The 24916-nt window shown below is 69.5% G+C and carries 19 protein-coding genes; 8 read left to right on the plus strand and 11 right to left on the minus strand.

All coding sequences use genetic code 11. From position 1 onward, the window contains the following. The first annotated feature begins 11 nt into the window (after window positions 1-11). Window positions 12-1541 (plus strand): L-piperidine-6-carboxylate dehydrogenase, encoded by a 1530-nt coding sequence (gene amaB / locus VMT65_RS17355; protein ID WP_326309311.1) that lies wholly within the window; start codon window positions 12-14, stop codon window positions 1539-1541. On the opposite strand, the gene VMT65_RS17360 is transcribed toward amaB, so the two are convergent. Beyond that, window positions 1542-2390 carry an SDR family NAD(P)-dependent oxidoreductase gene (locus tag VMT65_RS17360; RefSeq protein WP_326309312.1) on the minus strand — a complete coding sequence of 283 codons (849 nt, stop codon included), beginning with the start codon at window positions 2388-2390 and terminating at the stop codon, window positions 1542-1544. Then, the gene (locus tag VMT65_RS17365; RefSeq protein WP_326309313.1) at window positions 2387-3346 is read right to left on the minus strand and encodes a patatin-like phospholipase family protein; all 960 of its coding nucleotides are present in this window, start codon (window positions 3344-3346) and stop codon (window positions 2387-2389) included. The genes VMT65_RS17360 and VMT65_RS17365 overlap by 4 nt, the downstream gene beginning before the upstream one ends. Window positions 3347-3415: 69 nt before the next feature. Between VMT65_RS17365 and VMT65_RS17370 the strand changes: the two genes are divergently transcribed. Continuing rightward, entirely contained in the window at window positions 3416-4075 is a 660-nt protein-coding gene (locus VMT65_RS17370) for a TetR/AcrR family transcriptional regulator (RefSeq protein ID WP_326309314.1), read from the plus strand. Here VMT65_RS17370 and VMT65_RS17375 read toward each other — a convergent pair. Beyond that, window positions 4023-4565: a histidine phosphatase family protein gene (locus VMT65_RS17375; RefSeq protein ID WP_326309315.1), complete on the minus strand. Its 543-nt coding sequence runs from the start codon at window positions 4563-4565 to the stop codon at window positions 4023-4025. The genes VMT65_RS17370 and VMT65_RS17375 overlap by 53 nt on opposite strands. 291 nt (window positions 4566-4856) lie before the next feature. On the opposite strand from VMT65_RS17375, the gene VMT65_RS17380 reads away from it, so the two are divergent. The 3 genes from VMT65_RS17380 (at window position 4857) to VMT65_RS17390 (ending at window position 11000) form a co-directional block, all read left to right on the plus strand. Continuing rightward, complete coding sequence (locus VMT65_RS17380; protein WP_326309316.1) at window positions 4857-9488, plus strand: ATP-dependent helicase; 4632 nt, start codon at window positions 4857-4859, stop codon at window positions 9486-9488. Window positions 9489-9512: 24 nt separating this feature from the next. Then, window positions 9513-10283 (plus strand): DNA-formamidopyrimidine glycosylase family protein, encoded by a 771-nt coding sequence (locus VMT65_RS17385; RefSeq protein ID WP_326309317.1) that lies wholly within the window; start codon window positions 9513-9515, stop codon window positions 10281-10283. A 78-nt stretch (window positions 10284-10361) separates the two neighbouring features. Further along, window positions 10362-11000 carry an NADPH-dependent F420 reductase gene (locus VMT65_RS17390; protein WP_326309318.1) on the plus strand — a complete coding sequence of 213 codons (639 nt, stop codon included), beginning with the start codon at window positions 10362-10364 and terminating at the stop codon, window positions 10998-11000. Between the two features lie 50 nt (window positions 11001-11050). Here the strand turns inward: VMT65_RS17390 and glpD are convergent, their stop codons facing one another. Then, the gene (glpD, locus tag VMT65_RS17395) at window positions 11051-12799 is read right to left on the minus strand and encodes a glycerol-3-phosphate dehydrogenase (RefSeq protein ID WP_326309319.1); all 1749 of its coding nucleotides are present in this window, start codon (window positions 12797-12799) and stop codon (window positions 11051-11053) included. A gap of 81 nt (window positions 12800-12880) precedes the next feature. Here glpD and glpK point away from each other — a divergent pair, with 81 nt between their 5' ends. Next, window positions 12881-14377, plus strand: coding sequence for a glycerol kinase GlpK (glpK, locus tag VMT65_RS17400; protein ID WP_326309320.1), 1497 nt, complete (start codon window positions 12881-12883; stop codon window positions 14375-14377). A gap of 19 nt (window positions 14378-14396) precedes the next feature. Here the strand turns inward: glpK and VMT65_RS17405 are convergent, their stop codons facing one another. The 4 genes from VMT65_RS17405 to VMT65_RS17420 all read right to left on the minus strand — a co-directional run bounded on the left by VMT65_RS17405 (window position 14397) and on the right by VMT65_RS17420 (window position 19941). After that, window positions 14397-15587, minus strand: coding sequence for an aminotransferase-like domain-containing protein (locus tag VMT65_RS17405; RefSeq protein WP_326309321.1), 1191 nt, complete (start codon window positions 15585-15587; stop codon window positions 14397-14399). A 146-nt stretch (window positions 15588-15733) separates the two neighbouring features. Next, complete coding sequence (locus tag VMT65_RS17410) at window positions 15734-17032, minus strand: hypothetical protein (RefSeq protein WP_326309322.1); 1299 nt, start codon at window positions 17030-17032, stop codon at window positions 15734-15736. Window positions 17033-17132: 100 nt separating this feature from the next. After that, window positions 17133-18317: a hypothetical protein gene (locus VMT65_RS17415; RefSeq protein WP_326309323.1), complete on the minus strand. Its 1185-nt coding sequence runs from the start codon at window positions 18315-18317 to the stop codon at window positions 17133-17135. Between the two features lie 220 nt (window positions 18318-18537). Next, the gene (locus VMT65_RS17420; protein ID WP_326309324.1) at window positions 18538-19941 is read right to left on the minus strand and encodes an NAD(P)H-quinone dehydrogenase; all 1404 of its coding nucleotides are present in this window, start codon (window positions 19939-19941) and stop codon (window positions 18538-18540) included. Window positions 19942-20244: 303 nt separating this feature from the next. Here VMT65_RS17420 and VMT65_RS17425 point away from each other — a divergent pair, with 303 nt between their 5' ends. Together VMT65_RS17425 and VMT65_RS17430 are read left to right on the plus strand one after the other, a co-directional pair. Beyond that, window positions 20245-20724: a gamma-glutamylcyclotransferase gene (locus VMT65_RS17425; protein WP_326309325.1), complete on the plus strand. Its 480-nt coding sequence runs from the start codon at window positions 20245-20247 to the stop codon at window positions 20722-20724. A gap of 107 nt (window positions 20725-20831) precedes the next feature. After that, window positions 20832-21245, plus strand: a complete 414-nt coding sequence (locus tag VMT65_RS17430) for a PPOX class F420-dependent oxidoreductase (RefSeq protein ID WP_326309326.1) — start codon at window positions 20832-20834, stop codon at window positions 21243-21245. A gap of 117 nt (window positions 21246-21362) precedes the next feature. Here the strand turns inward: VMT65_RS17430 and VMT65_RS17435 are convergent, their stop codons facing one another. From VMT65_RS17435 to VMT65_RS17445, 3 genes are all read right to left on the minus strand, one after another. Next, window positions 21363-22532: a M20 family metallopeptidase gene (locus VMT65_RS17435; RefSeq protein ID WP_326309327.1), complete on the minus strand. Its 1170-nt coding sequence runs from the start codon at window positions 22530-22532 to the stop codon at window positions 21363-21365. 83 nt (window positions 22533-22615) lie between these two features. Beyond that, a complete protein-coding gene (locus VMT65_RS17440) occupies window positions 22616-23842 on the minus strand; it encodes a M20 family metallopeptidase (protein ID WP_326309328.1) in 1227 nt (408 codons plus the stop codon). Window positions 23843-24048: 206 nt separating this feature from the next. Then, window positions 24049-24753 carry an enoyl-CoA hydratase/isomerase family protein gene (locus VMT65_RS17445; RefSeq protein ID WP_326309329.1) on the minus strand — a complete coding sequence of 235 codons (705 nt, stop codon included), beginning with the start codon at window positions 24751-24753 and terminating at the stop codon, window positions 24049-24051. Window positions 24754-24916: the final 163 nt, after the last annotated feature.

Genomic DNA, 24916 nt, shown 5'->3' on the forward strand with positions numbered 1-24916 from the left:
TGGAGCATGTAATGAGTCACGCACTGACCGACCTGGCCACCAGTGAGCTACGTGAGCGGGCGGAGAACCTGCTGCGACGCCTGGGTGTCGAACCGCCCCCGCCCGGTGAACTCTCGGCGCGCACGCCGATCACCGGCAGCGAGCTGCTCACCCTGCGGGCGAGCACGGCCGCCGAGGTGGACGCCGCCATCGCCCGCGCCGACACCGCCTTCCGGGGCTGGCGCACCGTACCCGCGCCGCAGCGCGCCGCCGTGGTGCGGCGACTGTCGGCGCTGCTCACCGAGCATCTCGAGGACCTGGGCGAACTGGTCACCCTGGAGGCGGGCAAGATCGGCCCGGAGGCCCGCGGCGAGGTCCAGGAGATGATCGATGTCTGCGAATTCGCCATCGGTCTCTCGCGACAGCTGTACGGCCGGACCATGCCCTCGGAGCGGCCGGGGCATCGGCTCATGGAGACCTGGCATCCGCTCGGCGTGGTCGGGGTGATCTCGGCGTTCAACTTCCCGGTCGCGGTGTGGGCGTGGAACACCGCCATCGCGCTGGTGTGCGGGGACACGGTGGTGTGGAAGCCTTCGGAGACGACACCGCTGACGGCGCTGGCGTGCCACGCGCTGCTGCGGCGCGCGGCGCTGGAGGTCGGCGCGGATCCCGAAGTACACCAGCTGATTCAGGGTCCGGCCGCGATCGGCGAACAGCTCGTGGACGATTCGCGCGTGGCGCTGGTGAGCGCCACCGGGTCGGTGCGCATGGGCCAGCAGGTCGCGCCCCGCGTGGCGGCGCGGTTCGGACGCTGTCTGCTGGAGTTGGGCGGCAACAACGCGGCCATCGTGACGCCCTCGGCCGATCTCGAACTTGCTACGCGCGGAATCGTTTTCGCGGCGGCGGGGACGGCGGGCCAGCGGTGTACGACACTGCGGCGACTGATCGTTCACGTGGATGTCGCAGGGCCGCTGCTGGATCGGATTTCCTCTGCGTATCGCCAACTGCGAGTGGGTAATCCGCTCGAGGAAGGCGTTCTCGTCGGGCCGCTCGTCAATGCGCGGGCCTACGACGGCATGCGGGCGGCGCTGGACCGGGCGCTGGCCGACGGCGGCGAATTGGTCTGCGGTGGTGAGCGAGTTGAGGGGCCGGGCGAGAACGCCTTCTACGTCCGCCCCGCGATCGTGCGCATGCCCGCGCAGACCGCCGTGGTGCGCGAGGAGACCTTCGCGCCGATCCTGTATGTGATGACCTACCACGATCTGGATGCGGCCATCGAGATGCACAATGCGGTGCCGCAGGGACTTTCGTCGTCGATCTTCACGCAGAACCAGCGCGAGGCCGAGCGGTTCCTGGCCGCCGACGGGTCGGACTGCGGCATCGCCAATGTCAATATCGGCACCTCGGGGGCCGAGATCGGCGGGGCGTTCGGCGGCGAGAAGCAGACGGGCGGCGGCCGGGAGTCCGGGTCGGACTCCTGGAAGGCGTACATGCGCCGGGCCACCAACACCGTCAACTACTCCACCGAACTGCCGCTGGCGCAGGGCATTCGGTTCGAGTAGCTACTCCTGTTCGGCGGTGATCGCGCGGACCTGCTCCTCGTATCGGGCGCGCACCTGCGCGTCGGCGGGGCGCAGGGCGCGATCGCCGTTGAAGAGCCTGCGCACCAGGCGCACCGCGGGTTCGGGGGCGGCGGCCAGGGCCACGTCGATCGGTCCCAGGTAGTTCGGAACGGCGACCTCGGCGCGGCGGCTGCGCACGGTGACGACCACGGCCGCGGCGACATCCTCGGGATCGACGGTGGGCATGCCGCCGCCCAGGCTCAGTCCCGAGGACAGGCGGGTGCGCACCGCCGAGGGCATGACGCAGCTAACGCTGACGCCGTGCGGCGCGAACTCCAAACGCGTTGCGGCGGAGAGGCCCACAGCAGCGAACTTGCTGGCATTGTAGACGGCCAGACCCGGAATCGGGATCTTGCCCGCCAGCGAGGCCACGTTCACCACGTGGCCGTGGCCGCGCTCGATCATGCCGGGGACGACGGCGCGCATGCCGTGGATGAGGCCCCAGACGTTCACGTCGATGGTGGTGTGGCCCACCGCGTCCGGCTCGTCCAGGAACGCGCCCGCGGGCATGACACCCGCATTGTTCACCAGGATGTCGATGCGGCCGAAGTCGGCGACGACCTGGTCCCACTGCTCGCGCTTGCGGACGTCGAGCTCGAATGCCTTGGCCCCCAGCGCCGCCGCGACAGCCTGGGCGGCGGCGGTGTCCACATCCGCGATGGCCACCTCCGCGCCCTTGCTGGCGAACAGTTCGGCCGTGGACTGGCCGATGCCGCGGCCCGCGCCGGTGACGAGCACTCGCGCGCCGTGCAGATCGATTGCCGGATAGGCGTTTCCGAGGATGCTCACGCGAATTCTCCCTGCTCGACCCGGCGGCGGGTGCTGGCCAGGCTGTGTTCGAAGGTGTCGAGACGGCGGCGGCCGTCCATGAAGTTGGGACCCATGACGGCGAGATCGTCGGCGGTGGCGTCCAGGCGCAACACCTTCACACCGTGCGAGCGCAGCATGGTGATCTCGCGATCCAGCTTCTCGCTCATGCGATTTCGCAGTTGGCGCTCGAGGACATGGCCCGCGCCGGTGGCCGGAACGCGACCGGTCGAGGCCATGGGGGCGATCACCACCACCTCGTCCAGGTCGGCCGGGATGAGTAGGTCGACCGAGGCGGTGGAGGCCGCGCCGCCGTCGATGTACTCGCGGCCCGCGATCGAGACGGCCGGGAACCAGCCGGGCACCGCCCACGAAGCCCGCAGGGCCGCACCGAGGTTCGCCTCCGGAGCCGAGGGCGCGCCGAACGGGACGCGTTCGCCGGTCGCGTTGTCCATGGCCACCAGCCAGGTGGCGGGGTGCGCCACCCAGTCACGCCCCGGGTTCAGGCGCTCGGCCAGGCGCTGCAACCAACTCGGGTCGCCACTCCCCCGCGGCAGCAACCCGCTCCCCGCGGTGAGCAGGGCGTGCCCGTTTCCCGGGCGGGACAGCAGTTCTCGCGCGGCGCGGGCGGGCGCGCCCAGGCGCGGGCGCGGCAGCGGCGGGAATCGTCCCGGCTCCGAACGCATGTGGGCGGTGAGGATCGGGTTGGTGGATTTGCCGCGCTGCATGTCCACCAGTTCGTCCACGCCGATGCCGCTGCCCAGCATGGTCAGCGCCTCCGCGCCCGCCGAGGTGCCGATCATGACGTCGGCCTCGCGCGGATCCCAGCCCAGCACGTCCCGCACCGAGGCCAGCGCGGCGACGATCCAGGCCATGCCGACGGTGCCGCCACAGCCGATGGCCAGGCCACGTCGCTGTGACCCGTTCCTGTTACTCATGGTTTCGAACACTAGCAGTTTTCAGATACTCCAGGTATCCCAAATCCAGGAGTACATAGAATCGCTGCCATGGCACGACTGACCAGGACCGAGAGCCAGGCCCGAACCCGCGCGGACCTGCTCGCCACCGCGCGCGACATGTTCCTGACAGACGGCTACGCCAAGACCAGCCTGGACCGGGTCGCGGAGGAGGCCGGGTACTCCAAGGGCGCGGTCTACTCGAATTTCAAGACCAAGTCCGCGCTGTGCCTCGAGGTGCTGGCGCTCATTCACGAGACCAAATTCCTCGAGCTGCGGGAGCTGCTCGACGGGGAGGACGGGCTCGACGCGCGGCTGGAACGGTTCCAGGGCTGGGCGGAGCGGACGCTCGGCGATGTGGGCTGGACGCTGCTGGAGTTCGAGTTCGCCATCGTGGCGCGCGACGATCCGGATCTGCAGGCGGCGCTGGTGTCGAGCCTCGCCATGATGCGCGGGGCGGTCGCCGCGCAGCTGCAGGCATTGGCCGATTCCATGCGCATCGTCTTGCCCATGTCGGCCGAGGACGCCGCCACGTCGATTCTGAGTCTCGGTCTGGGGCTGGGAATTCAGCGCGCGGTGGATCCGGGGATCTCGGCCGGATTGATCACCGATGCCGTGCGGGCCATGCTGGCCGCCGCGCGGCCGGTGGGCGAGGCCGCTAGCGGAAGTGCAGCGTCCACTCGCCGCGGTAGTGCAGCCGCGTCACGCTGACCGGGGGAACGTCGATGCGCCAGAAGGATTTCGCGGGGGCGTCGAGCGCGACCAGCAGGGCCGAGCGAATGACCGCCGGATGGGTGACGGCAATGGTGGGCTCGCCGTCCAGTGCGATATCGGCGAGCCATTCGCCGGTGCGCTCGATGACGTCCACGACCGCCTCGCCGCCGTGGCCGCGGTAGCCCGGGTCGGTGAGCCAGAGATAGAGGTCCTCTTTCGGGACCGACATGAGCTCGCCGCCGCGCCAGGCTCCCGCGTCCAGATCGCGTAGTCGGTCGTCCTCGTCGCCCATGAGGCCCATGAGCGCGGCGGTTTCGACGGTGCGGCGCTCGGGTGCGGTGACGACACGCGCGGAGTTCAGGCGGCCACAGGCGGTCACCGCGCGACGGCCCGCTTCCGTCAGAGGTTCATCCACCGGGAATCGTGCTTTGCGCATCGCCTCGGTCATGCCGTGACTGACCAAGTCGAGTCGGAGCACCTTCTGCACGAACCGAAGCCTACGCGCGGCACACCAGGCCGTATTCGGATTGCTAACCCTTCGCCCGCCGACCGGGGGGACTTCCCCGACGCTCCCCCGAAGGTCTCCGCGAGTCGGACAGCTCGAATCCCGAAGGTGGCCCGGCACATCCCGGAAACCGGACGGGCGGGTGAATCCGACCGGTCTGTCGTACCCGATCGAGCCCCTATCGTTCCACTATCGCCGCAGGTGTCCCCGGGTTCGAGCCCCATCGGGGTCGGCCCGAAGAGCTTGTCGGTGGGCGGGTGCAGACTGGGGGCCATGGATCGGTTCTCCCCAGCGACCAGAGAGTGGTTCGACGGTGCGTTCCCCGCGCCCACGGCCGCGCAGTTGGGGGCTTGGGAATCGATCGCGGCGGGGCAGCACACCTTGGTGATCGCGCCGACGGGGTCGGGTAAGACGCTCTCGGCGTTCCTGTGGGCCATCGACCGGCTGGCGACCCGGGAGCCGGTGACGGGACCGCGCAAGACCTCGGTCCTCTATATCTCGCCGCTCAAGGCGCTGGCCGTCGATGTCGAGCGCAATCTGCGCGCACCGCTGGTGGGGATCACCCAGACGGCCAAGCGGCTGGGGGTCGACGCGCCCGAGATCCGGGTGGGGGTGCGCTCGGGTGACACCAGCGTGGCGGATCGGCGCACCATGCAGCGCACACCGCCGGACATTCTGATCACCACGCCGGAATCGCTGTTTCTCTTGCTGACCTCGGCGGCGCGGGAGACGCTGAGCGGGGTGCACACGGTGATCGTGGACGAGGTGCACGCCATCGCGGGCTCCAAACGCGGTGCGCACCTGGCGCTTTCGCTTGCTCGGCTGGACCTGCTCACCGAGTCCCCGGCGCAGCGGATCGGGCTGTCGGCGACGGTGCGGCCGCCCGAGGAGGTCGGGCGATTCCTGGTCGGGAGCGCGCCGATCACCATTGTCGCGCCGCCCGCGCCCAAGACCTTCGACCTGTCGGTGCGGGTGCCGGTGGCGGATATGACCGAACCCGATGCGGGCGGGGAGGATTCGGATCAGCCCGGATCGATCTGGCCGCATGTGGACGAGGCCATCGTGGATCTGGTGCTCGAGCACCGGTCGTCGATCGTGTTCGCGAATTCGCGGCGGCTCTCGGAGCGGCTCACGGCACGGTTGAACGAGGCGTACGCGGCGCGCCTCGGAGAGGCGGTGGAGACCGAGCACGGGCCGCCCGCGCAATTGGGTGCGGCGACCGAGGTGATCCACGGGGCCACAACGCTTTTGGCGCGGGCGCACCACGGGTCGGTGAGCAAGGAACAGCGGGCGCTCATCGAGGACGACCTCAAGAGCGGGCGGCTGCGCTGCGTGGTGGCCACCAGCAGCCTCGAACTCGGCATCGATATGGGTGCGGTGGAACTGGTGGTGCAGGTGGAGGCCCCGCCCTCGGTGGCCTCCGGGCTGCAGCGCGTGGGCCGGGCCGGACACCAGGTGGGCGAGATCTCGCGCGGCGTCATATTTCCCAAGCACCGGACCGATGTCATCCACTGCGCGGTGGCGTCCATGCGCATGACGGCCGGGCAGATCGAGGAGCTGCAGGTGCCCGCGCATCCGCTGGACATCCTCGCCCAGCAGACCGTGGCGGCCTGCGCCCTGGAGCCGATCGACGCCGACGCCTGGTTCGAGACCGTGCGCGGCACCGGAAGCTATGCGGCACTGCCGCGTTCGGCCTACGAATCGGTGCTGGACCTGCTCGCGGGCCGCTACCCGTCCGACGAATTCGCCGAACTGCGCCCGCGCATCGTCTGGGATCGTGACGCCGGAACGCTCACCGGCCGTCCCGGTGCGCAGCGGTTGGCGGTGACCTCGGGCGGCGCGATTCCCGATCGCGGCCTGTTCCCGGTCTTCATGGTCGGTGAGAAGGCTTCCCGCGTCGGCGAACTCGACGAGGAGATGGTCTACGAATCCCGGGTGGGCGATGTCTTCGCCCTCGGCGCGACCAGCTGGCGCATCGAGGAGATCACCTTCGACCGGGTCCTGGTGACCCCGGCCTTCGGCCTGCCCGGCCGACTCCCCTTCTGGCACGGCGATTCCCTGGGCCGCCCGGCCGAATTGGGGGCGGCGCTGGGCGAATTCGTGCGGCACGCCGGGCAGGAGTTGGACAAGAGCAAGCGGTCGGCGGGCTCCGAGGTCGAAACCGTCTCGCTGCAGGGGGGATTGGACGAGAACGCGACGGCGAACCTGGTGGCGCTGCTGGCCGAGCAGCGGGCGGCCACCGGGCAGCTGCCGACCGACAAGACCCTGCTGGTCGAGCGGTTCCGGGACGAGCTGGGTGACTGGCGAGTGGTGCTGCATTCGCCGTACGGGCTGCCGGTGCACGCGCCGTGGGCCTTGGCGGTGGCGGCTCGGCTGCGCGAGCGGTTCGGGGTGGATGCCGCGCCCACGCCGTCGGACGACGGGATCGTGGTGCGCCTGCCGGACACGACCGACGATCCGCCGGGGGCGGAGCTGTTCGTGTTCGAGACCGACGAGATCGATGATCTGGTGACCGAACAGGTCGGCGGGTCGGCGCTTTTCGCGTCCCGCTTCCGGGAGTGCGCGGCGCGGGCGCTGCTGCTGCCGCGCCGGGATCCGGGCAAGCGGGCACCGCTGTGGCAGCAGCGGCAGCGGGCGGCCCAGCTGCTGGATGTGGCGCGTAAGTTCCCGGAGTTCCCGATTCTGTTGGAGACCGTGCGCGAATGCCTACAGGACGTGTACGACCTGCCCTCACTGCGGGAGCTGCTGGGCCGGGTGGCGCGGCGGCAGGTGCGCCTGGTCGAGGTCGAGACGGCCGCGCCGTCGCCGTTCGCGAATTCACTGCTGTTCGACTACATCGGGCAGTTCATGTACGAGGGCGACAGTCCGCTCGCCGAGCGGCGGGCCGCGGCGCTGTCGCTGGATTCCAGTCTGCTGGCGGAGCTGCTGGGCCGGGTCGAGCTGCGGGAGCTGCTGGACGCGGCGGTGCTCGAGCAGACCGAGCGGGAATTGCAGCGGCTCACGCCCGAGCGGCAGGCGCGGGATCTGGAGGGGCTGGCCGATCTCTTGCGACTGCTGGGGCCGATCACAGCCGAAGAGGCCGCGGAGCGCTGCCAGGCCGATCCGCGCGAGTGGTTCGCCGAGTTGGTGAAAACGCATCGGGCGCTGGAGGTTTCGTTCGCCGGATCCCGGTGGTGGGTGGCCATCGAAGATGCCTCGCGGCTGCGGGACGCGCTCGGCGTGCCCCTGCCCATCGGGGTTCCGGCCGCGTTCATCGAACCGGTCGCCGATCCGCTGGGCGATCTGATCGGCCGGTACGCGCGCACGCACGGACCGTTCACGCTGACCCGGGTCGCGCACCGATTCGGGCTGGGACCCGCGGTGGCGGCCACCGCATTACACCGCCTTGGTCTCGAAAAGCGGGTGGTGGAAGGCGAATTCACGCCCGGATCGGCCGGTTCGGAATGGTGTGACAGCGAGGTGCTGCGCCGCCTGCGCAGGCGCTCACTGGCCGCCGCCCGCAAGGAGGTCGAGCCGGTGGCGACCGCCGCGCTGGGCCGGTTCCTGCCGTCCTGGCAGCATGTCGGGACCGGGGAGCTGCGCGGGGTGGACGGCGTCGCGGCGGTGGTGGAACAGCTCGCGGGCGTGCCGATTCCGGCCTCGGCCTGGGAATCGCTGATCCTGCCGTCGCGGGTGCGCGACTACGCCCCCGCCATGCTGGACGAGCTCATGGCCACCGGCGAGGTGATCTGGTCCGGGCACGGCTCGATCACCGCCAAGGACGGCTGGATCGCGCTGCATCCGGCCGAGCAGGCCGGGCTGACGCTGCCGCCGCCCGACGACATCGATCTCACCGAACTGCACATCGGGCTGCTGACGGCCTTGGGAGCCACCGTGATCGGCGGCACCACCGACTCGACCGCCGGGACCGGGGCCGAGGGCACCGCGCTACCGAAGGGCGAGTATCAGGTGCTGCCGGGCACCACCGGGGGTGCGTACTTCTTCCGTCAGCTCTTCGACGGCGTCGACTCCGAGGACGAGACCGCGGTGACCGCGGCACTGTGGGATCTGGTGTGGGCCGGGCACATTGGCGGCGACACCTTCGCCCCGGTGCGCGCCCTGCTGGCCGGGACCACCCGCACGACCACCGCGCATCGCACGCCCCGGCGGACGCCACGCGGGCGAATGTATCTGCCGCGCACCGGAATGCCCGCGCGCACCAGCTCGCCCCAGGTGGCGGGCCGGTGGTCGCTGCTGCCGGAACGCGTGGCCGACAATACGATTCGCGCGCACGCCACCGCCGACGTGCTGCTGGAGCGGTACGGCGTGCTGACCCGCGGCTCGGTGCAGAGCGAGGGCGTGCCCGGCGGGTTCGCGCTGATGTACCGGGTGCTCACCGAGTTCGAGGATCGCGGGCGCTGCCGTCGCGGGTATTTCGTGGATTCCCTGGGCGGCGCGCAGTTCTCGACCACGGATGTGGTGGACCGCCTGCGCTCCTTCGACACCGACCGCACCCGGGCCGCCGACGCGTTCGGGTCCGAGCCGGTCGGCGTCGCCGTCGCCCTGGCGGCCTGTGACCCGGCGAATCCCTATGGCGCGGCGCTGCCTTGGCCCAAGGCGGCCGCCGAGGGCGCGGGGCACCGGCCCGGCCGCAAGGCGGGCGCGCTGGTGGTGCTGGTCGAGGGCGAGCTGGCCCTGTACCTGGAGCGCGGCGGCAAGACGCTGCTCACCTTCACCGATGATCCGGCCGTCCGTACCGCGGCCGCCAGCGCCCTGGCCGCCCTGGTCCACGATCGCCGGGTGGACTCCCTGGTCATCGACCGCGTGAACGGGGAATCCGTGCACGGCAACACCTTCGCCGGTTTTCTCACCGAGGCCGGATTCGCCGCCACGCCCAAGGGCTTCCGGCTCAGAGGCCGCCCGTGAGTCAGAGGCCGACCGTGAGCGCCCATGCCTGAAGGCGACACCGTCTACCGGGCCGCCGCCCGGCTGCGCGAGGCGTTGGCGGGCAAGCCGCTCACCCGCAGTGATTTCCGGGTTCCGCGATTCGCCACCCTCGACCTGAAGGGTCGGGAGATCGAGAGCGTCGGCACCTACGGCAAGCACCTGTTCGTTCGCACACCCGAGCTGTCCATCCACACCCACCTCAAGATGGAGGGCGAGTGGCGGGTCTACCGACCCGGACAGCGCTGGACCAAACCGGGATTCACCGCCCGCTTGGTCCTCGCCAACGACGACGCCGAGGCCGTCGGATTCTCCCTCGGCCTGGTCGAAGTCCTCCCCCGCAGCGCCGAACACACCGCCACCGACCACCTGGGCCCGGACCTGCTCGGCCCGAATTGGGATGCCGCCGAGGCCGTCCGCCGCCTCTCCGGCGACCCGGCCCGGCCGATCGGCCTCGCCCTGCTGGATCAGACCAATCTCGCGGGCATCGGCAATATCTATCGCAGCGAGATCTGCTTCCTGCGCCGCGTTCATCCCGCCACCCCGGTCGGCGCTGTGCCGGATCTACCCGGCCTGGTGGACGAGGCCCACCGGGTCCTCACCAAGGCCGCCCACCAACCCCCGTGGCGCGCACTGGCTTACGGCCGCCAACGCCGCCCGTGCCCGCGCTGCGGCACCAACCTGGTCGTGCACCTCCTCGGCGACGAAGCCCACGCCAGCCGGGCCGAGCGCGGTATCTACTTCTGCCCCCGCTGCCAAACACCGCCGGACCGCTGAAAATTTCACCCGACCGACACCTTTCGTCACCGGCGAAATGCGTTCTCACACCGGGCATCCGGTCCTACTGTGATGAACATGAAAATCGGAATCCTGGGCACCGGGTCGGTGGGGCGCACGCTGTCGGCGCGGTTGGTGGAACTGGGACACGACGTGGTGATCGGTACGCGCGATGTCGCCGCCACCGAGGCGCGCGCGGAGGAGCCCTTCCCCGCCCCACTGGCCACGGCGGCCGCGGCGGCGGCCGACGCCGAGCTCATCATCAACGCCACGTCCGGGCAGGTCAGCGTGGCGGCGCTGACGGGCGCGGGTGCGGAGAACCTGGCGGGCAAGGTCGTCATCGACATCTCCAACCCGCTGGACTTCTCGCAGGGCTTCCCGCCGTTCCTGTCCGTCTGCAATACCGATTCGGTCGGCGAGCAGGTACAGCGCGCCTTCCCCGAAGCCCGCGTGGTGAAGACCCTCAACACCGTGACCGCCGCGGTCATGGCCCGCCCCGAGAACGTGGCGGGCGGCGACCACACGCTGTTCCTCTCCGGCAATGACGCCGACGCCAAGGCCACGGTCGCCGAACTCCTCCGCGAGTTCGGCTGGCGCGACATCGTCGACCTCGGCGACATCACCACCGCCCGCGGCACCGAAATGATGCTCCCGCTGTGGGTCCGCCTGATGAACGCCCTCGGCACCACCGAGTTCAACTACAAACTCGTCCGCTGAACACCGAAACGGCGCTTCGGAATACAGCTCCGAAGCGCCGCGGACACCCGTCAGACGGATTCGGGCTGGGTGATCGGGACCGGGTCCAGGACCTCGCGTCGCGCGTCCGGGGCCTCCAGACGCAGGGCGTCGGCCGATTCGTCGTCGGGCTGGGTCTGGGATTCGATCTCGGCCTTGACGCGGGCGGTGTAGACCGCGACCTCGCGGTCGATATCGGCCTCGGACCAGCCCAGCACCGGGGCCACCAGGCGGGCCACCTCATCGGCGGAAGCCACACCACGGTGGGCGTATTCGATGGAGATGCGGGTGCGGCGGGCCAGAATGTCGTCCAGGTGCAGGGCGGCCTCGGCGGCGACCGCGTAGACGGCCTCCACGCGCAGGTACCCGGGCGCTTCCGCAATCGGTTGCAGCAGCTCGGGTTTGCCGTCGGCCAGGGACAGCACCTCGTCGATCAGCGAGCCATACCGGTTGAGCAGGTGCTGAATTCGATACGGGTGGATGCCGTACTTCTCGGCCAGGTGCGGCGTCTGATTCATGAGCGCGTAGTAGCCGTCGGCCCCGAGCAGCGGCACCTTCTCGGTGATGGTCGGCGAGACCCGGCGCGGAATGTCCTGTGCCGCTTCGTCGACCGCGTCGTAGGCCATGACGCGATAGGTGGTGTACTTGCCGCCCGCGATGGCGATCAGCCCGGGGGCGATGCGGGCCACGGCGTGCTCGCGGGAGAGCTTGGAGGTCTGATCGCTCTCCCCGGCCAGCAGCGGGCGCAGGCCCGCGTAGACGCCGGTGATGTCGTCGTGGGTGAGCGGGGTGACCAGCACCTTGTTGATGTGTTCGAGCAGGTAGTCGATGTCGTTCTTGGTGGCGGCCGGGTGCGCGAGGTCGAGGTTCCAGTCGGTGTCGGTGGTGCCGATGATCCAGTGGTCGGTGCTCCACGCGATGACGAACAGCACCGACTTCTCGGTCCGCAGAATGAGCGAGGTGTCGCTGGCAATGCGGTCACGCGGGACCACAATGTGCACACCTTTGGACGCTCGCACATGGAATCGTCCGCGTTGATGCGCGAGCGACTGCAGTTCATCGGTCCAGACGCCGGTGGCATTGATGACCACGCTGCCGCGCACCTCGGTGGTGCGCCCGTCCTCGCTGTCGCGCACCTTCACCCCGACGACCCGGCCCGCCTCCTTGAGGAAGCCGACCACCTGCGTGGAGGTCCGGATGACCGCGCCGTAATGGGCGGCCGTGCGCGCCACGGTCATGGTGTGGCGGGCGTCGTCCACCACGGTGTCGTAGTAGTTCACGCCGCCGGTGAGCGCCTTGTGCTTCAGGCCGGGCGCCTGCCGCAGCGCGGCCGAGCGGGTCAGATGATGCTGTCCGGGAACGGATTTCGCGCCGCCCATGGTGTCGTAGAGCACCAGACCGGCGGTGACGTAGGGCCGTTCCCAGCCGTAGTGGGTGAGCGGGTAGAGGAACTTCAGCGGCTTCACCAGATGCGGCGCGAGCGTGGACAAAGCCAGCTCGCGCTCCTTGAGGGCCTCCCGAACCAGCCCGAACTCCATCATCTCGAGGTAACGCAGACCGCCGTGGAACATCTTCGAGGACCGGCTCGAGGTGCCCGAAGCCAGATCGCGGGCCTCCACCAGGGCGACCTCGAGGCCACGGGTGGCGGCGTCCAGGGCGATGCCCGCGCCGACCACGCCGCCGCCGATCACGATGACGTCGAAGGTGTCCTTCCCGAGCCGACCCCACGCGGCTTCGCGCTGTTCGGGACCGAGGAACTGCGATCGCGGTTGGTTCGTCATGCTCGACTCCTCCGGGTTAACTTCCGGCTACCGTCAGCTACGGTACCCACACTAACGGGTGGCGTCGGTTAGCCTCGATCGATGCGTCGCTATGTGGCCGCCATCGATCAGGGCACGACCTCGAGTCGCTGCATCGTCTTCGATCAGCAGGGCCGAATCGCCGGAGTCGCCCAGCGTGAACACGAACAGCTCTTCCCGCGACCCGGCTGGGTCGAGCACGATCCCGAATCTATCTGGCGCAATACCGAATTGGTGATCGCCCAGGCCCTGCGCGGCTGCGGCATCGGCCCCGCCGAGGTGGCGGCGGCCGGTGTCACCAACCAGCGCGAGACCACCGTCGTCTGGGACCGCGCCACCGGCAAACCGGTGTACAACGCCATCGTCTGGCAGGACACCCGCACTGCCGAGCTCACCGGGGTCCTCGCCGGTGACCAGGGGCCGAACCGCTACGCCGATCGCACCGGTCTGCCGCTGTCCACCTACTTCGCCGGGCCCAAGCTGCGCTGGATTCTCGACAATGTGCCGGGCGTGCGGGAGCGTGCCGAGGCCGGTGAGCTGTGTTTCGGCACCATCGACAGCTGGCTGCTGTGGAAGCTGACCGGGCTGCACATCACCGACGTCACCAATGCCTCGCGGACCATGCTGATGGATCTGCGCACGCTGCAATGGGATCCGGACATCTGCGCGGAGTTCGGCGTACCGCTGTCGATGCTGCCCGAAATCCGCAGCAGCTCCGAGGTTTACGGCGATATCAGCACCGGTGCGCTGGCGGGTGTCCCCGTCGCGGGCATCCTGGGCGACCAGCAGGCCGCCACCTTCGGCCAGGCCTGCCTGTCGCCCGGTGACACCAAGAACACCTACGGCACAGGCAATTTCATGCTCATGAACACCGGCACCACCCCGGTCTTCAGCGAGCACGGCCTGCTCACCACCGTCTGCTACCGCCTCGGCGATCAGCCCGCCGTCTACGCCCTCGAGGGCTCCATCGCCGTCACCGGCTCCCTGGTCCAGTGGCTGCGCGACAATCTCGGCCTCATCTCCTCCGCCGACGAGATCGAGCCGCTGGCCCGCACGGTCCCCGACAATGGCGGCTGCTACGTGGTCCCCGCCTTCTCCGGCCTGTTCGCCCCGCGCTGGCGTCCCGACGCCCGCGGCGTCGTGGCGGGCCTGACCCGCTTCGTCAACAAGGGCCACCTGGCCCGAGCCGTGTTGGAGGCCACCGCATTCCAGACCCGCGAGGTCATCGACGCCATGCGCGCCGACGCCGAGGCCCAGCGCCTCGACGTCGAGAAGGTGACATTGAAGGTCGACGGCGGCATGGTCGTCAACGAACTGCTCATGCAGTTCCAATCCGACATCCTCGACGCCACCGTCGTGCGCCCGGTCGTCACCGAGACCACCGCCCTCGGCGCCGCGTACGCCGCGGGCCTGGCCGTCGACTACTGGACCTCCACCGACGACATTCGCGCCAACTGGGCCGCGGACAAGCACTGGACCCCGGCCATGTCCGCGGCCGACCGCGAGCACCTCATGCGGGAGTGGAACAAGGCGGTCGAACGCACCTACGACTGGGCGTGAACCCGCGCGTTCGGAACGATCAAAGGCGGGCGATCGCGGCGTGGGCCTTGGCGAGGCGGGCGACCGCCTCGGTCAGGGTGGCCTCGTCGGAGGTGGTGAAGCACAGGCGCATGGAGTGGGTGTAGTCGGTGGAGACGGCGAAGGCGGTGCCGGGGACGTAGGCGACGCCCGCGTCGAGGGCCTGCGGGAGCAGGGCCTGGGTGTCGGTGCCGTCGGTGAAATCGGCCCAGACGAACATGCCGCCGGAGGCGTCGGTGGTGGTGACGCGGTCACCGAAGGCGGTGCGGACGGCGGCGACGAGGGATTCGGCGCGGGTGCCGTAGACCTGGCGGACCGAATCGATGTGGGCGGCAAGCCAGTCGGTGTCGGCGAGTAGATCGGCGGTGATCTGCTGGGTCAGCGCGGAACCGCACAGGTCCGCGCCCTGCTTGAGGAGTTCGACGGCCCGGCAGACCTGGGTGGGGGCGATCATCCACCCGGCGCGCAGGCTGGGGGCCAGGATCTTGGAGGCGCTGGAGAGGCGAATCGTGTTGGGCGAGTACGTCGCCACGGGGGCCGGGGCGGGGCGGTCGAACCACAGTTCGCCGTACGGGTCGTCCTCGATGATCCAGAAGCCGTACCGCTCGGCGAGATTCGCCAACTCCTGGCGGCGCGCGGGGGCCAGGGTGACACCGCCGGGATTGTGGAAGTTGCTGACGGTGTGGACCACCGCGGGACGCTCACCGGCGGCGAGCAGCTCGCGCAGGACGTCGAGGCGCATGCCGTCGGAGTCCAAGGGCACGGCCACGATTCGAGCCCCGGCGGCCCGGAAGACCTGCAGCGCACCGACATACGCGGGATCCTCGACCACGACGAGCGCGCCCGGATCCAGCAGCACCTCCGACAGCAGCGAGAGCGCCTGCTGGGAGCCGTGGGTCACGAAGATCTCGTCGACGGGGACCGCGCGGCCCAGGCGGGCGGACTCGCGGGCGGCCAGCACCTCGCGCAGCGGACCCCAACCGGGGGACTCGGTGTACTGGAGCCGGGACCGGTCGGACAGGGCCGCGTCGGCGGCGGCGGCGATGCGGTCGCGGGGCATGAGGGCGGCGTCCGGCAAACCTCCGGCAAGGCTGATGATGTCCGCCCGCGAGGTGAGCTTGAGCAGGTCGCGGATCGCCGAGCTCCGCAGGCCGTCGAGACGCCGTGCGAGCGGCGGGAAATGCGCGGACATGGAACACCTCCGAGGGAACGCCGGGGTATGCGAAACTCCACCATGTCACACGGTTACCAGGATGTGAAATCCGATTCCCAGAATATGGGACGACCAGTCCAGTCTCGGAGCAACCGGACCGCTTCCGCCGCGACGACCCTTCCTCGCTACGACCGTTCCTCGATGGAGTAGATCAGGTGCTTGCCGTCCCGCTCCACGGCCGTGACCCGCTGCGCGTACACCTGCGTGGTGCCGTCGGCGTGATGCTCGGTGATGTCCACGTCGTAGGTCTCGAACACGCCCGCCAGCGGCGGCGCGCCCGGCGCGGGCGCCGGTGCGGGCACCGGCGTGGGGCCGACGATCTGCAGGCAGTAGCTGGTGCCCGCCTTGAGATTGTCGATGCCCGACTGCTGGATGACCTGCGCCGGTGAGACGGTCGGCGAATCCGGCGCGACGAAGCTGCGCGCCTTCTCACCGCTGCGGTCGACGTAGAAGGCGTGCTGGAAGCCGAGAATCGCGTCCACGCCGCTGCCGGTGCCGCCCGCGCCATTGCCGATGGTGAGCTTGCCCTCGTGCCGGGGCGGACAGCTCAGCGCCGCCGCGGTATTGGCGGCCTTGCCGGTGGTGGTGGCCCCGGCGGTCGGCTCCTCGTCGTGGCCGCCGCGCATGACCGCCACGACCACCAGGGCGATCACCGCCAGCAGCACCACCGCGCCGCCCGCGATCGCCCCGATCTTGCGCCACGGCGTCCGCTGCTCCGGCTTGCTCTGCGGCACAGGGGTTTTCGGCGTCAACGCCTTGACGATGGGATCGTCGGCCCAGGACAGCGACTCCTCCTGCGCCGCACCGGATTCCGGGGCGGGCGGCGCGGGCGGGAAACCGCTGGGCGCGGACCGCCACCATGAATCGGGTGAACCGCTCGCGGCACCGTTCTCGGCCGCGCTCCCGGGTCCCGGTGCCGTCTCCCCCGCCGAATCGCGTTCGGCGACCGCCTTATCCGCATCGGCGATGCGCGTGGTGCGCTCCGGATCACCGGCGGCCGATTGCGACCCGCCAGGCGGGATTTTGACGGTCTGTTCCACGTCGGGGGTACCCGTAACCTGCCCCGCACCCCCCACGGCCGGAAATTGGCCCGTGGACATGCCGTTACCGTTGCCGCCCGGGTACTGGACCGGATACTGCCCGGTCGTCGGAGCCCACGCGTCCGGCGCGCGATACTGCGGCGGAGGCGGTGGCACCGGCGCGTCGGCGGGTCGCCAGGCCAGATCCGGGCTCGGCGGCACGGGCGCGGGCGCCCAGCCCGCGGGGGGAGCCGCGGGTGGCGGCGGCCCGAAATCGTTGAGCGAGGGCCCGAAGTCGTTGAGGGACGGCCCGAAGTCGTTCAGCGAGGGCCCGAACTCGGACTCCGCCTGCTCGTTCGCCTCGGATTCGGGACGGTCGGCTGATTCGTCCTTGCCGGAAACCATCACCCGTCCTTTCGCCACAGACGCGTGGGGCGGTCGCTCACGACCGCCCCACGCGACGACACATCTCCCACCGGCACCGTATCCGGTCCGTCAGGGACCGTCAGTACTGAACCGAACCGCCCACCTGCGCGGTCACACCGCCCACGTCGACCGAGGTCGAGGGCCGATCGCCCTCCGGGAGCTTACCAATCTGGGCCGCGGCCTCCAGGATGATGGCGCCGCCCGGCATCAGGCGAATGAAGTTCTCGGCGCCGGCCTTGGCCGCGTTGGCCGCGGTGGTGTCCAGCACGAACTCGGTCTTCTGGTCGTTGTCCGGGCCGCTGCCCGCGAACGCCGTCACCTTGATCTGGTTGACCGTGGTGAAGTCCAGCGACATGCCGGCCTCGCCCATACCGCCGGGCGTGGTGTAGCCGATGGTGCCGACGTAGCCGTCCAGGTTGCTGAAGTGGTGGGTGTTGGCGGCCCAGCCGGGCAGCACCGCACCGCCGTCGAGGTTGACCCCGACCTCGGTGTGCGGACCGGTCATGGCCACCACCGGCGCGGCCGGGGCGGTGTCGACCGCGGGCGACTGCCAGCGCGGCTGCGCCGGCGTGGTGACCGTCGGCTGGCCGGTGATGGTGTCCACCGACGGATCCTGCGGCGTGGTCACCGCGGGCTGCGCGCTCTGGTCGTTCGGCTTGGCGGGCTGGTTCTGACCGGGGGTGGTCTGGCCCGGCGTGGTCGCCTGATCCGGCTGCGTATTGGTCACCGCGGGCTGGGCCTGGGTGTTCTGGCCCGGCACCGGCAGCGGCGCGACGCGCGGCACCGTCACACCCGGCTGCGACGGCTTGAGCGACTTCGGCTGCGCGGGCTGCGGATTGGTGCCCGCGGGCTGCGCGTTCTGGTCGTTCTTGGGCGCGTTCGGATCGGTGGGCTTCTGGGTGCCGTCGGGCTGGGTGGCGCCCTGCGGCTGACCCGTATCCGGCTTGCCCGCACCGTTGTCCGGGGCGGGGGTGCTGGGCGTGGTCGGGCTGGTGACGCCCGGCTGACTCTGCTGCGGCTTGGTGGTCCCCGGCTGCGCGGTCTCCGGCTTGGGCGCGGGCACGACCTGCGCCTTCGGGTCGGGGACCGGTGTCTCGGTGGTCGGCGGCACGGTGTTGTCGGGCTGCTGCTGATCCGCCGGGACCGCACCGGGATCGGCGGGCGCGGCGTTGGCGGGCGCGGACAGCAGCGACACCACGGCGGCCGCTCCGGCCAGCGTCAGGGAGGTGCTCGCCTTGATCCGACTCGGCTTGCGGTGCTTCACGTTTCGCTCAATTCCTTCGTCCCTCGGCGCACGATCGCTTCGTGGGCATCGAAGAGCCTCGGATCGGAGGGAATTGAGAACCCCCGACACGTAACACTCGCGACCGCCCTGCCGATCGCTTCCGCCGCGAACTTAATCACAAGGCGGACAAGGCAGCAAGACGGGCCGGTAACAATGGCCGATCTTGAAGCCCCGGGGAGCTTCGCGAAACGTGTTGGCGCTAGTCCAGATCGTCGTGGCGCATGAGCTGACGCGCCGCCTCGGTGACCGACCCCGTCAAGGAGGGGTACACCGAAAACGTCTGTGCCAGATCGTTCACCGTCAGATTGTTCTGCACCGCGAGCGCGATGGGTAGGATCAGCTCGGACGCGATCGGCGCGACCACGACGCCGCCGATGACCACACCGGTGGCCGGGCGACAGAAGATCTTCACGAAACCCCGTCGCAGGCCCGACATCTTGGCGCGCGGGTTGGTGTTCAGCGGCAGCATGACCGTGCGCGCGGGCACCTCACCATTGTCGATGGCGGTCTGCGAGACGCCGACGGTCGCGATCTCCGGACGCGTGAACACCGCGGAGGCAACGGTCTTCAGCCGAATCGGCTGCACGCCCTCACCGAGCGCGTGGTACATGGCGATGCGGCCCTGCATGGCGGCCACCGAGGCCAGCGGCAGCAGGCCGGTGCAGTCGCCCGCGGCGTAGACGCCGGGCGCGGTGGTCCGCGAAACCCGGTCCACCCGCAGGTATCCGCCCTTGTCGAGTTCGATGCCGAGGCGTTCCAGGCCCAGCCCGTTGGTGTTCGGAATGGAACCGACGGTCATGAGGGCGTGGCTGCCGGTGACGGTGCGCCCGTCGGACAGCTTCACCACGACGCCCTCGGGGGTGCGCTCCACCGCGTCGGCGCGGGCGTGCTTGGCCAGCTCCACACCGCGCTCGGCGAGGGCGTCCTCGAGTACCAGCGCGGCGTCGGCGTCCTCGCGGGGCAGCACGCGGTCCTGGCTCGAGACCAATTTCACCTTCACGCCCATCTCGGTGTAGGCGGAGACGAATTCGGCGCCGGTCACACCGGAACCGACGACCACCAGGGTCTCGGGCAGTTCCTTGAGGTCATAGAGCTGACGCCAGTTCAGGATTCGCTCGCCGTCGGGTTCCGCGCCGGGCAGCACGCGCGGGCTGGCGCCGGTGGCGATGAGCACCACCTCGGCCTCGATGACCCGCTGCTGGCCGTCGGAGAGCGTGGCCTTGACCAGGTGGGTGGCCAGGCCGGGTGCCTGGTCGATGAGTTCGCCGTAACCGGAGAGCACGGTGACGCCCGCGGTCTGCAGCTTGGCCTTGATATCGGAGGACTGGGCCTGGGCGAGGGCCTTCACACGGGAGTTGACCTCGGCCAGCCGCACCTGCGCCTGCGACGGGTGCACCGTGATGCCCAGGTCACGAGCACGGCGCAGATCCGTGCGCACGCCGGTCGAGGCGATGAAAGTCTTGGACGGCACGCAATCCCACAGCACGCACGCGCCGCCGATGCCGTCACTGTCGATCAGCGTGACCGGCGCCCCGTGCTGTGCCGCCACCAGCGCCGCTTCGTATCCGGCAGGGCCGCCGCCGATGATCGCAATGCGGGTCATTGTTCCTCCGCGTTCAGTTCGGCCCCGGGATCTCCGATGCCGGTCCCTTACGTTATCCGCCCAGCTCCTTACATGTTTGACCGCATCCCAGGACAACTGTCCCACTGTGGCGCATCCCATTCGCGCGATTCGCCCGTCATGGCGGGAGAGTCGCGCGAACTTTCCATCGCCGCAGGACAAAGCGGACTCCGGCCAGGCCGGGCACCGATTCCGGCGACCGCGCGGCAATCGATCACGCGGGTTCGAACCGCCTTGTGATGGGGATCTGGGATGGTCTCCCTGATTGTTCGATAGGCTTCTATGGTGCCGATTTACGCCGCCTATGGGTCCAACATGGATCCCGAGCAGATGCTCAAGCGCTGTCCGCACTCCCCCGTGTACGGAACCGGCTGGCTGGAAGGGTGGCGACTCACCTTCGCCGGGGACGACATCGGCTGGGAGGGACCGCTGGCGACGGTGGTCGAAGAACCCGGACAACGGGTCTTCGTGGTGCTCTACGACGTTCCCAGCGAGGACGAGCTGAGCCTCGACCGCTGGGAGGGTTCGGACTTCGGTATCCACAAGAAGATCCGCCTGCGCGTCACCCCCAATTCCGGTCCCGGCAGCGAACCGGTGCTGGCCTGGCTCTACGTCCTGGACGCCTACGAGGGCGGGCTGCCCTCCGCGCGCTACCTGGGCGTCATCGCCGACGCCGCCGAGAAGGCCGGCGCGCCAAGCGATTACGTGCACGCCCTACGCACCCGCAACAGCAAGAACGTCGGCCCGGGCACCTTCGGGCTGTAGCGGCCCCACCGCCGCGCGGAAGATTCCGCACTGCCGCGCGGAAGATTCCGCGCGGCGGCGCTGTTTCGGGACAGGAACGATCTTGTCGAACCTCCGAGAGGAACCCGATGCCCGCGACACCCGTACCCGCCCCGATCGCCGAATTCCTGTCCCGCCCCAATCCGGCGGTCTTCGCCTCGAATCGCCCGGACGGCCAGCCGGTTTCGGTGGCCACCTGGTACCTGTACGAGAACGGGCGAATCCTGGTGAACCTGGCCGACTTCCGCAAGCGCCTCGACTACCTGCGCGAGGACCCGCGGATCACGCTGACCGTGCTGGCCGACGACAACTGGTACAGCCACGTCAGCATTCAGGGCCGCGTCGTCTCGCTGGAGAACGATCCGGATTCCTCGGTCATCGACCGCCTGGCGCAGCACTACCTGGGCACCGATTACGCCGTGCGCGACCAGAAGCGCGTCTCGGCGTGGATCGAGATCGACCGGTGGCACGCCTGGGGCGATATCGCCAAGCAGGCCCAGTAGACACCGCCAAGCAGGCCCAGTAGACACCGCCGAGCAGGCCCAGTAACGTCGGAACACGAAGCCGGGCCGCACCTTTCGGGGTGCGGCCCGGCTTCGTTGTCGGCTTTGCCGTCGGGGTCAGTGGCCGTTCAGCACGATGTTCGTGAACACCCGCACGCCCGCGGCCAGCGCCCGCTCGTCGATATCGAAGGTGGGCTGGTGCAGGTCGAGCTGCTCACCCTGCCCGGGCCAGACGCCCAGGCGGGCCATGGCCCCCGGCACCTCCTCGAGGTACCAGGAGAAGTCCTCGCCGCCGCCGGACTGCTGGGTGTCGGCGAGCGCGTCGGGTCCCAGGCCGCGAATGGCCTGTTCGAACATGCGCACGGCCTGCTCGTCGTTGACGACCGGCGGCACGCCGCGCTTGTAGTTGAGCTGGTAGCGCACACCGGTCGGGGCCAGCAGGCCCTCGACGATCTCGCGGACCATGGGCTCGAGCAGGGACCAGGTGGCGTGGTCGCCGGTGCGGACGGTGCCGGTGAGCATGCCCGTCTGCGGAATCGCGTTGGGCGCCTTGCCCGCCGAGACCGCGCCCCACACCATGACGGTGCTGGTGCGCGGATCGATGCGGCGCGACAGCAGGCCGGGCAGGCCGGTGATGACCGTGCCGATGGCGTAGACCAGGTCGCTGGTCAGGTGCGGGCGGGAGGTGTGGCCGCCGGGCGAGTCCAGTACCAGTTCGACGGTGTCGGCGGCCGAGGTGATGGGACCGACTCTGATGCCGACCCGGCCCACCTCCAGTCTCGGGTCGCAGTGCAGCGCGAACATGCGCGAGACGTCTTCCATCGCGCCCGCGGCGACCATGTCGATGGCGCCGCCGGGCATGACCTCCTCGGCGTGCTGGAACACCAGTCGCACGCCGACCGGCAGGTTCTCGATCTCGGCGAGCGCCAGCGCGGTGCCGAGCAGGATGGTGGTGTGCGCGTCGTGTCCGCAGGCGTGCGAGACGCCGGGCACGGTGGAGGCGAAGGGCAGGCCCGTGTATTCCTGCAGCGGCAGCGCGTCCATGTCGGCACGCAGGCCGATGCGGTCGCCGTCGGGGCCGATGTCACAGATCAGGCCGGTGCCACTCGGTAGTTTGCGCGGCTCGAGCCCGGCCTTGACCAGCCAGGACTCCACGAATTCGGTGGTGCCGAACTCGGTTCGGGAAAGCTCCGGGTTGGCGTGGATGTGGCGACGCCATGCCTTCAGGTCGTCCATGTGCTCCGCGAGCCAGGCCTCGACCGTTGCGTGCCCGGATACCGGTTCCATCGCGACGCTCGTGGCCGGCTGCGTCGTCACGCAGCCCGCCGCCACTGGTCCGTTCGTACGCGCCGCGGACCGGCCGGTTGTGCTCACCGAATGTCCTCCTGTCGCTGAAACTGCCGTTGCATGACTCGTTCCGACAACCTGTCCCTGTGCACTTTGTCGCCCGCTATTTGTATCGCGGTGCGAGCCAACGCCGTTGCCCCGTCCAAGACCGCGCGGTCTGCCGAGGCGTTCACGGCGGCGGCCGCGAACGCGGGTTGGTGGGTCACCGCGCCCCCGGCATCGATGCCGATGACCGGGTGAATGCCCGCGATGACGTTGGTGACATTGCCCATATCGGTGCTGCCCAACGGCCGTGCCGCCTCGAATTCCGGGGCGATGGGCTCGCGTCCGAGATCTCGGATCTGCTCGCGATAGGCACACAGTAGTGCGCCATCGGGAGTGAGCTCGGTATATGTCGGCGCGAGCTTCCGGATTTCATGTGTGCATCCGGTCGCCAGGGCACCTGCCTCGAAACATGCCGATGCTCGTTGCATCAGATCGTCGAGGGCCGCGGAGTCGACCGCACGTAGGTAATACAGCAGTTCCGCGTGTCCGGGCACGATATTGGGGGCTACGCCGCCCGAGCCGACTATACCGTGGAGTTGCTGTCCGGGCAGTAGATGTTGACGCAGCAAACCCAAAGCAACTTGAGCGACGGTGACGGCATCCAGGGCATTTCGCCCATAATGCGGCGCGGCGCTGGCGTGCGCTTCCCGGCCGTGGAAAACCACGGACAAATCCGCGAGCGCCAGGGAATGCGCTCCGGCGATATCCTCCGGTCCCGGATGCACCATCATGGCCATGGCGAGATCGTCGAAGACGCCGCGGTCGAGCATGAGCACCTTGCCGCCGCCGGACTCCTCGGCGGGCGTGCCCAGCACCTTCACGGTGATGTCGCAGGCGTCGGCGACGGCGGCCAGGCCCAGGGCCGCGCCGACACTGGAGGCGGCGATGACGTTGTGGCCGCAGGCATGGCCGATTTCCGGCAGTGCGTCGTATTCCGCGCAAATACCGACTATTAAGTCTCCACTGCCGTATTCGGCGGTGAATGCGGTCGGAAGATCCGCTACGCCCGTTTCGATCCGAAAGCCGCGTTCCCGCAAGGGCTCGATTGTCTTTGCGACACTGCGGAATTCCTCGAACGCGAGCTCGGGCTCGGCATGAATGTCATGGGAGAGCGCGATCAATCGGTCGCGATGGGATGCGATGGCCGCGTCGACTTCGGCAATGAGGGTCGGATCAGCCGGTGCCAGGGCAGCATTCGGCGGCACGGCAGAGTCCACCTCATGCCGACCGATCGGTTTGCGAAGAGTGCGTTCATCGCCATTGCGCGACGGTTGCATTCCAACAGTCTCGCACTACCGTGCCGGTCTGTCGCAGTAGGTCCGCCGGAAAATCTCCGGCAGATCACGGCGCGCGCAGAAATTAGGGGTTCGAGGGCATGCCCTCGAACCCCTCGAAACGGAAGGAACAGACCCTACGGGTTGAAGGCCAGGTTCTCCGGGGTGGTCTCGACGGCCAGGCCGGCGAGGGCGTTCTGGTGCAGGGCGCGCTTGATGACCGGGAGGTTGGGCTTGCGGTTGCCCTTGAGCTGGTCGGCGCGGGCGACGGCGGTGGCGAGCAACGCCTCGGCATCCGCCTTGCCGTCCACGATGCCCGCGGCGATGGCGTCATCGGCGGCGTAGCGGCGGCCGGTGGTCATGGCCTCGACGGCAACCTGATTGGCCAGCCGATTAGTCAGCAGCGCGTTCATGGCGACGGTGAACGGCATGCCCAGGTGCACCTCGGGCAGGCACCAGAAGCCGCGGTCGGCGCGCATGATCCGGAAGTCGCAGGAGGTGGCGAGCATGGCGCCGGCCCCGAAGGCGTGGCCGTTCACCGCGGCGACGGTGGGCAGGCCGAAGGCCAGCAGGCGGCTGTAGAGCGAGTGCACGCGGTCGAGGTACCAGCAGTTCTTGTCGAAATTGCCGAACAGCCAATCGGTGTCGAGGCCGTTGGAGAAGAACTTGCCGTTGGCGGTGACCACCAGCGCGGCCGGTCCCTCGGACGCCTCGACCTCGTCGAGCAGCGCGTGGACCTCGGTGATCCAGTCCGGGTGGAAACGGTTCTCGCTGTCGATGTCCTGACCCTCGGTCCCGAGGTTCAGCACGAACACGTCCCCATCACGCTTCAAATACGGCATGCGCAGAGAGTAACGCTCTCAGATGGTGTTACTACTCGCGGGTAGCAAGGCTCCAAGTTCGCGGCCCGGCTCGATTCTGGACTGACGGAGCGGGGGAGCGAAGCGGAGGAGCGGAGGAGGGAAGAATCGAGCTTGCAGGGCCGCGAACCGCCGTAGCGAAGCG

The organism is Nocardia sp. CDC153, assembly GCF_035818515.1.
In the GTDB taxonomy this organism is placed as follows: Bacteria; Actinomycetota; Actinomycetes; order Mycobacteriales; family Mycobacteriaceae; genus Nocardia.

Excerpts from the sequence above, each read along its gene's own strand:
- VMT65_RS17405 (WP_326309321.1), bottom strand. The coding sequence starts at position 15,587 with ATGTCCGCGCATTTCCCGCCGCTCGCACGGCGTCTCGACGGCCTGCGG.
- VMT65_RS17370 (WP_326309314.1), top strand. The coding sequence starts at position 3,416 with ATGGCACGACTGACCAGGACCGAGAGCCAGGCCCGAACCCGCGCGGAC.
- VMT65_RS17435 (WP_326309327.1), bottom strand. The coding sequence starts at position 22,532 with ATGGAACCGGTATCCGGGCACGCAACGGTCGAGGCCTGGCTCGCGGAG.
- VMT65_RS17445 (WP_326309329.1), bottom strand. The coding sequence starts at position 24,753 with ATGCCGTATTTGAAGCGTGATGGGGACGTGTTCGTGCTGAACCTCGGG.
- amaB (WP_326309311.1), top strand. The coding sequence starts at position 12 with ATGAGTCACGCACTGACCGACCTGGCCACCAGTGAGCTACGTGAGCGG.
- VMT65_RS17380 (WP_326309316.1), top strand. The coding sequence starts at position 4,857 with ATGGATCGGTTCTCCCCAGCGACCAGAGAGTGGTTCGACGGTGCGTTC.
- VMT65_RS17385 (WP_326309317.1), top strand. The coding sequence starts at position 9,513 with ATGCCTGAAGGCGACACCGTCTACCGGGCCGCCGCCCGGCTGCGCGAG.
- VMT65_RS17430 (WP_326309326.1), top strand. The coding sequence starts at position 20,832 with ATGCCCGCGACACCCGTACCCGCCCCGATCGCCGAATTCCTGTCCCGC.
- VMT65_RS17420 (WP_326309324.1), bottom strand. The coding sequence starts at position 19,941 with ATGACCCGCATTGCGATCATCGGCGGCGGCCCTGCCGGATACGAAGCG.
- glpK (WP_326309320.1), top strand. The coding sequence starts at position 12,881 with ATGCGTCGCTATGTGGCCGCCATCGATCAGGGCACGACCTCGAGTCGC.
- VMT65_RS17365 (WP_326309313.1), bottom strand. The coding sequence starts at position 3,346 with ATGAGTAACAGGAACGGGTCACAGCGACGTGGCCTGGCCATCGGCTGT.
- VMT65_RS17410 (WP_326309322.1), bottom strand. The coding sequence starts at position 17,032 with ATGGTTTCCGGCAAGGACGAATCAGCCGACCGTCCCGAATCCGAGGCG.
- VMT65_RS17390 (WP_326309318.1), top strand. The coding sequence starts at position 10,362 with ATGAAAATCGGAATCCTGGGCACCGGGTCGGTGGGGCGCACGCTGTCG.
- glpD (WP_326309319.1), bottom strand. The coding sequence starts at position 12,799 with ATGACGAACCAACCGCGATCGCAGTTCCTCGGTCCCGAACAGCGCGAA.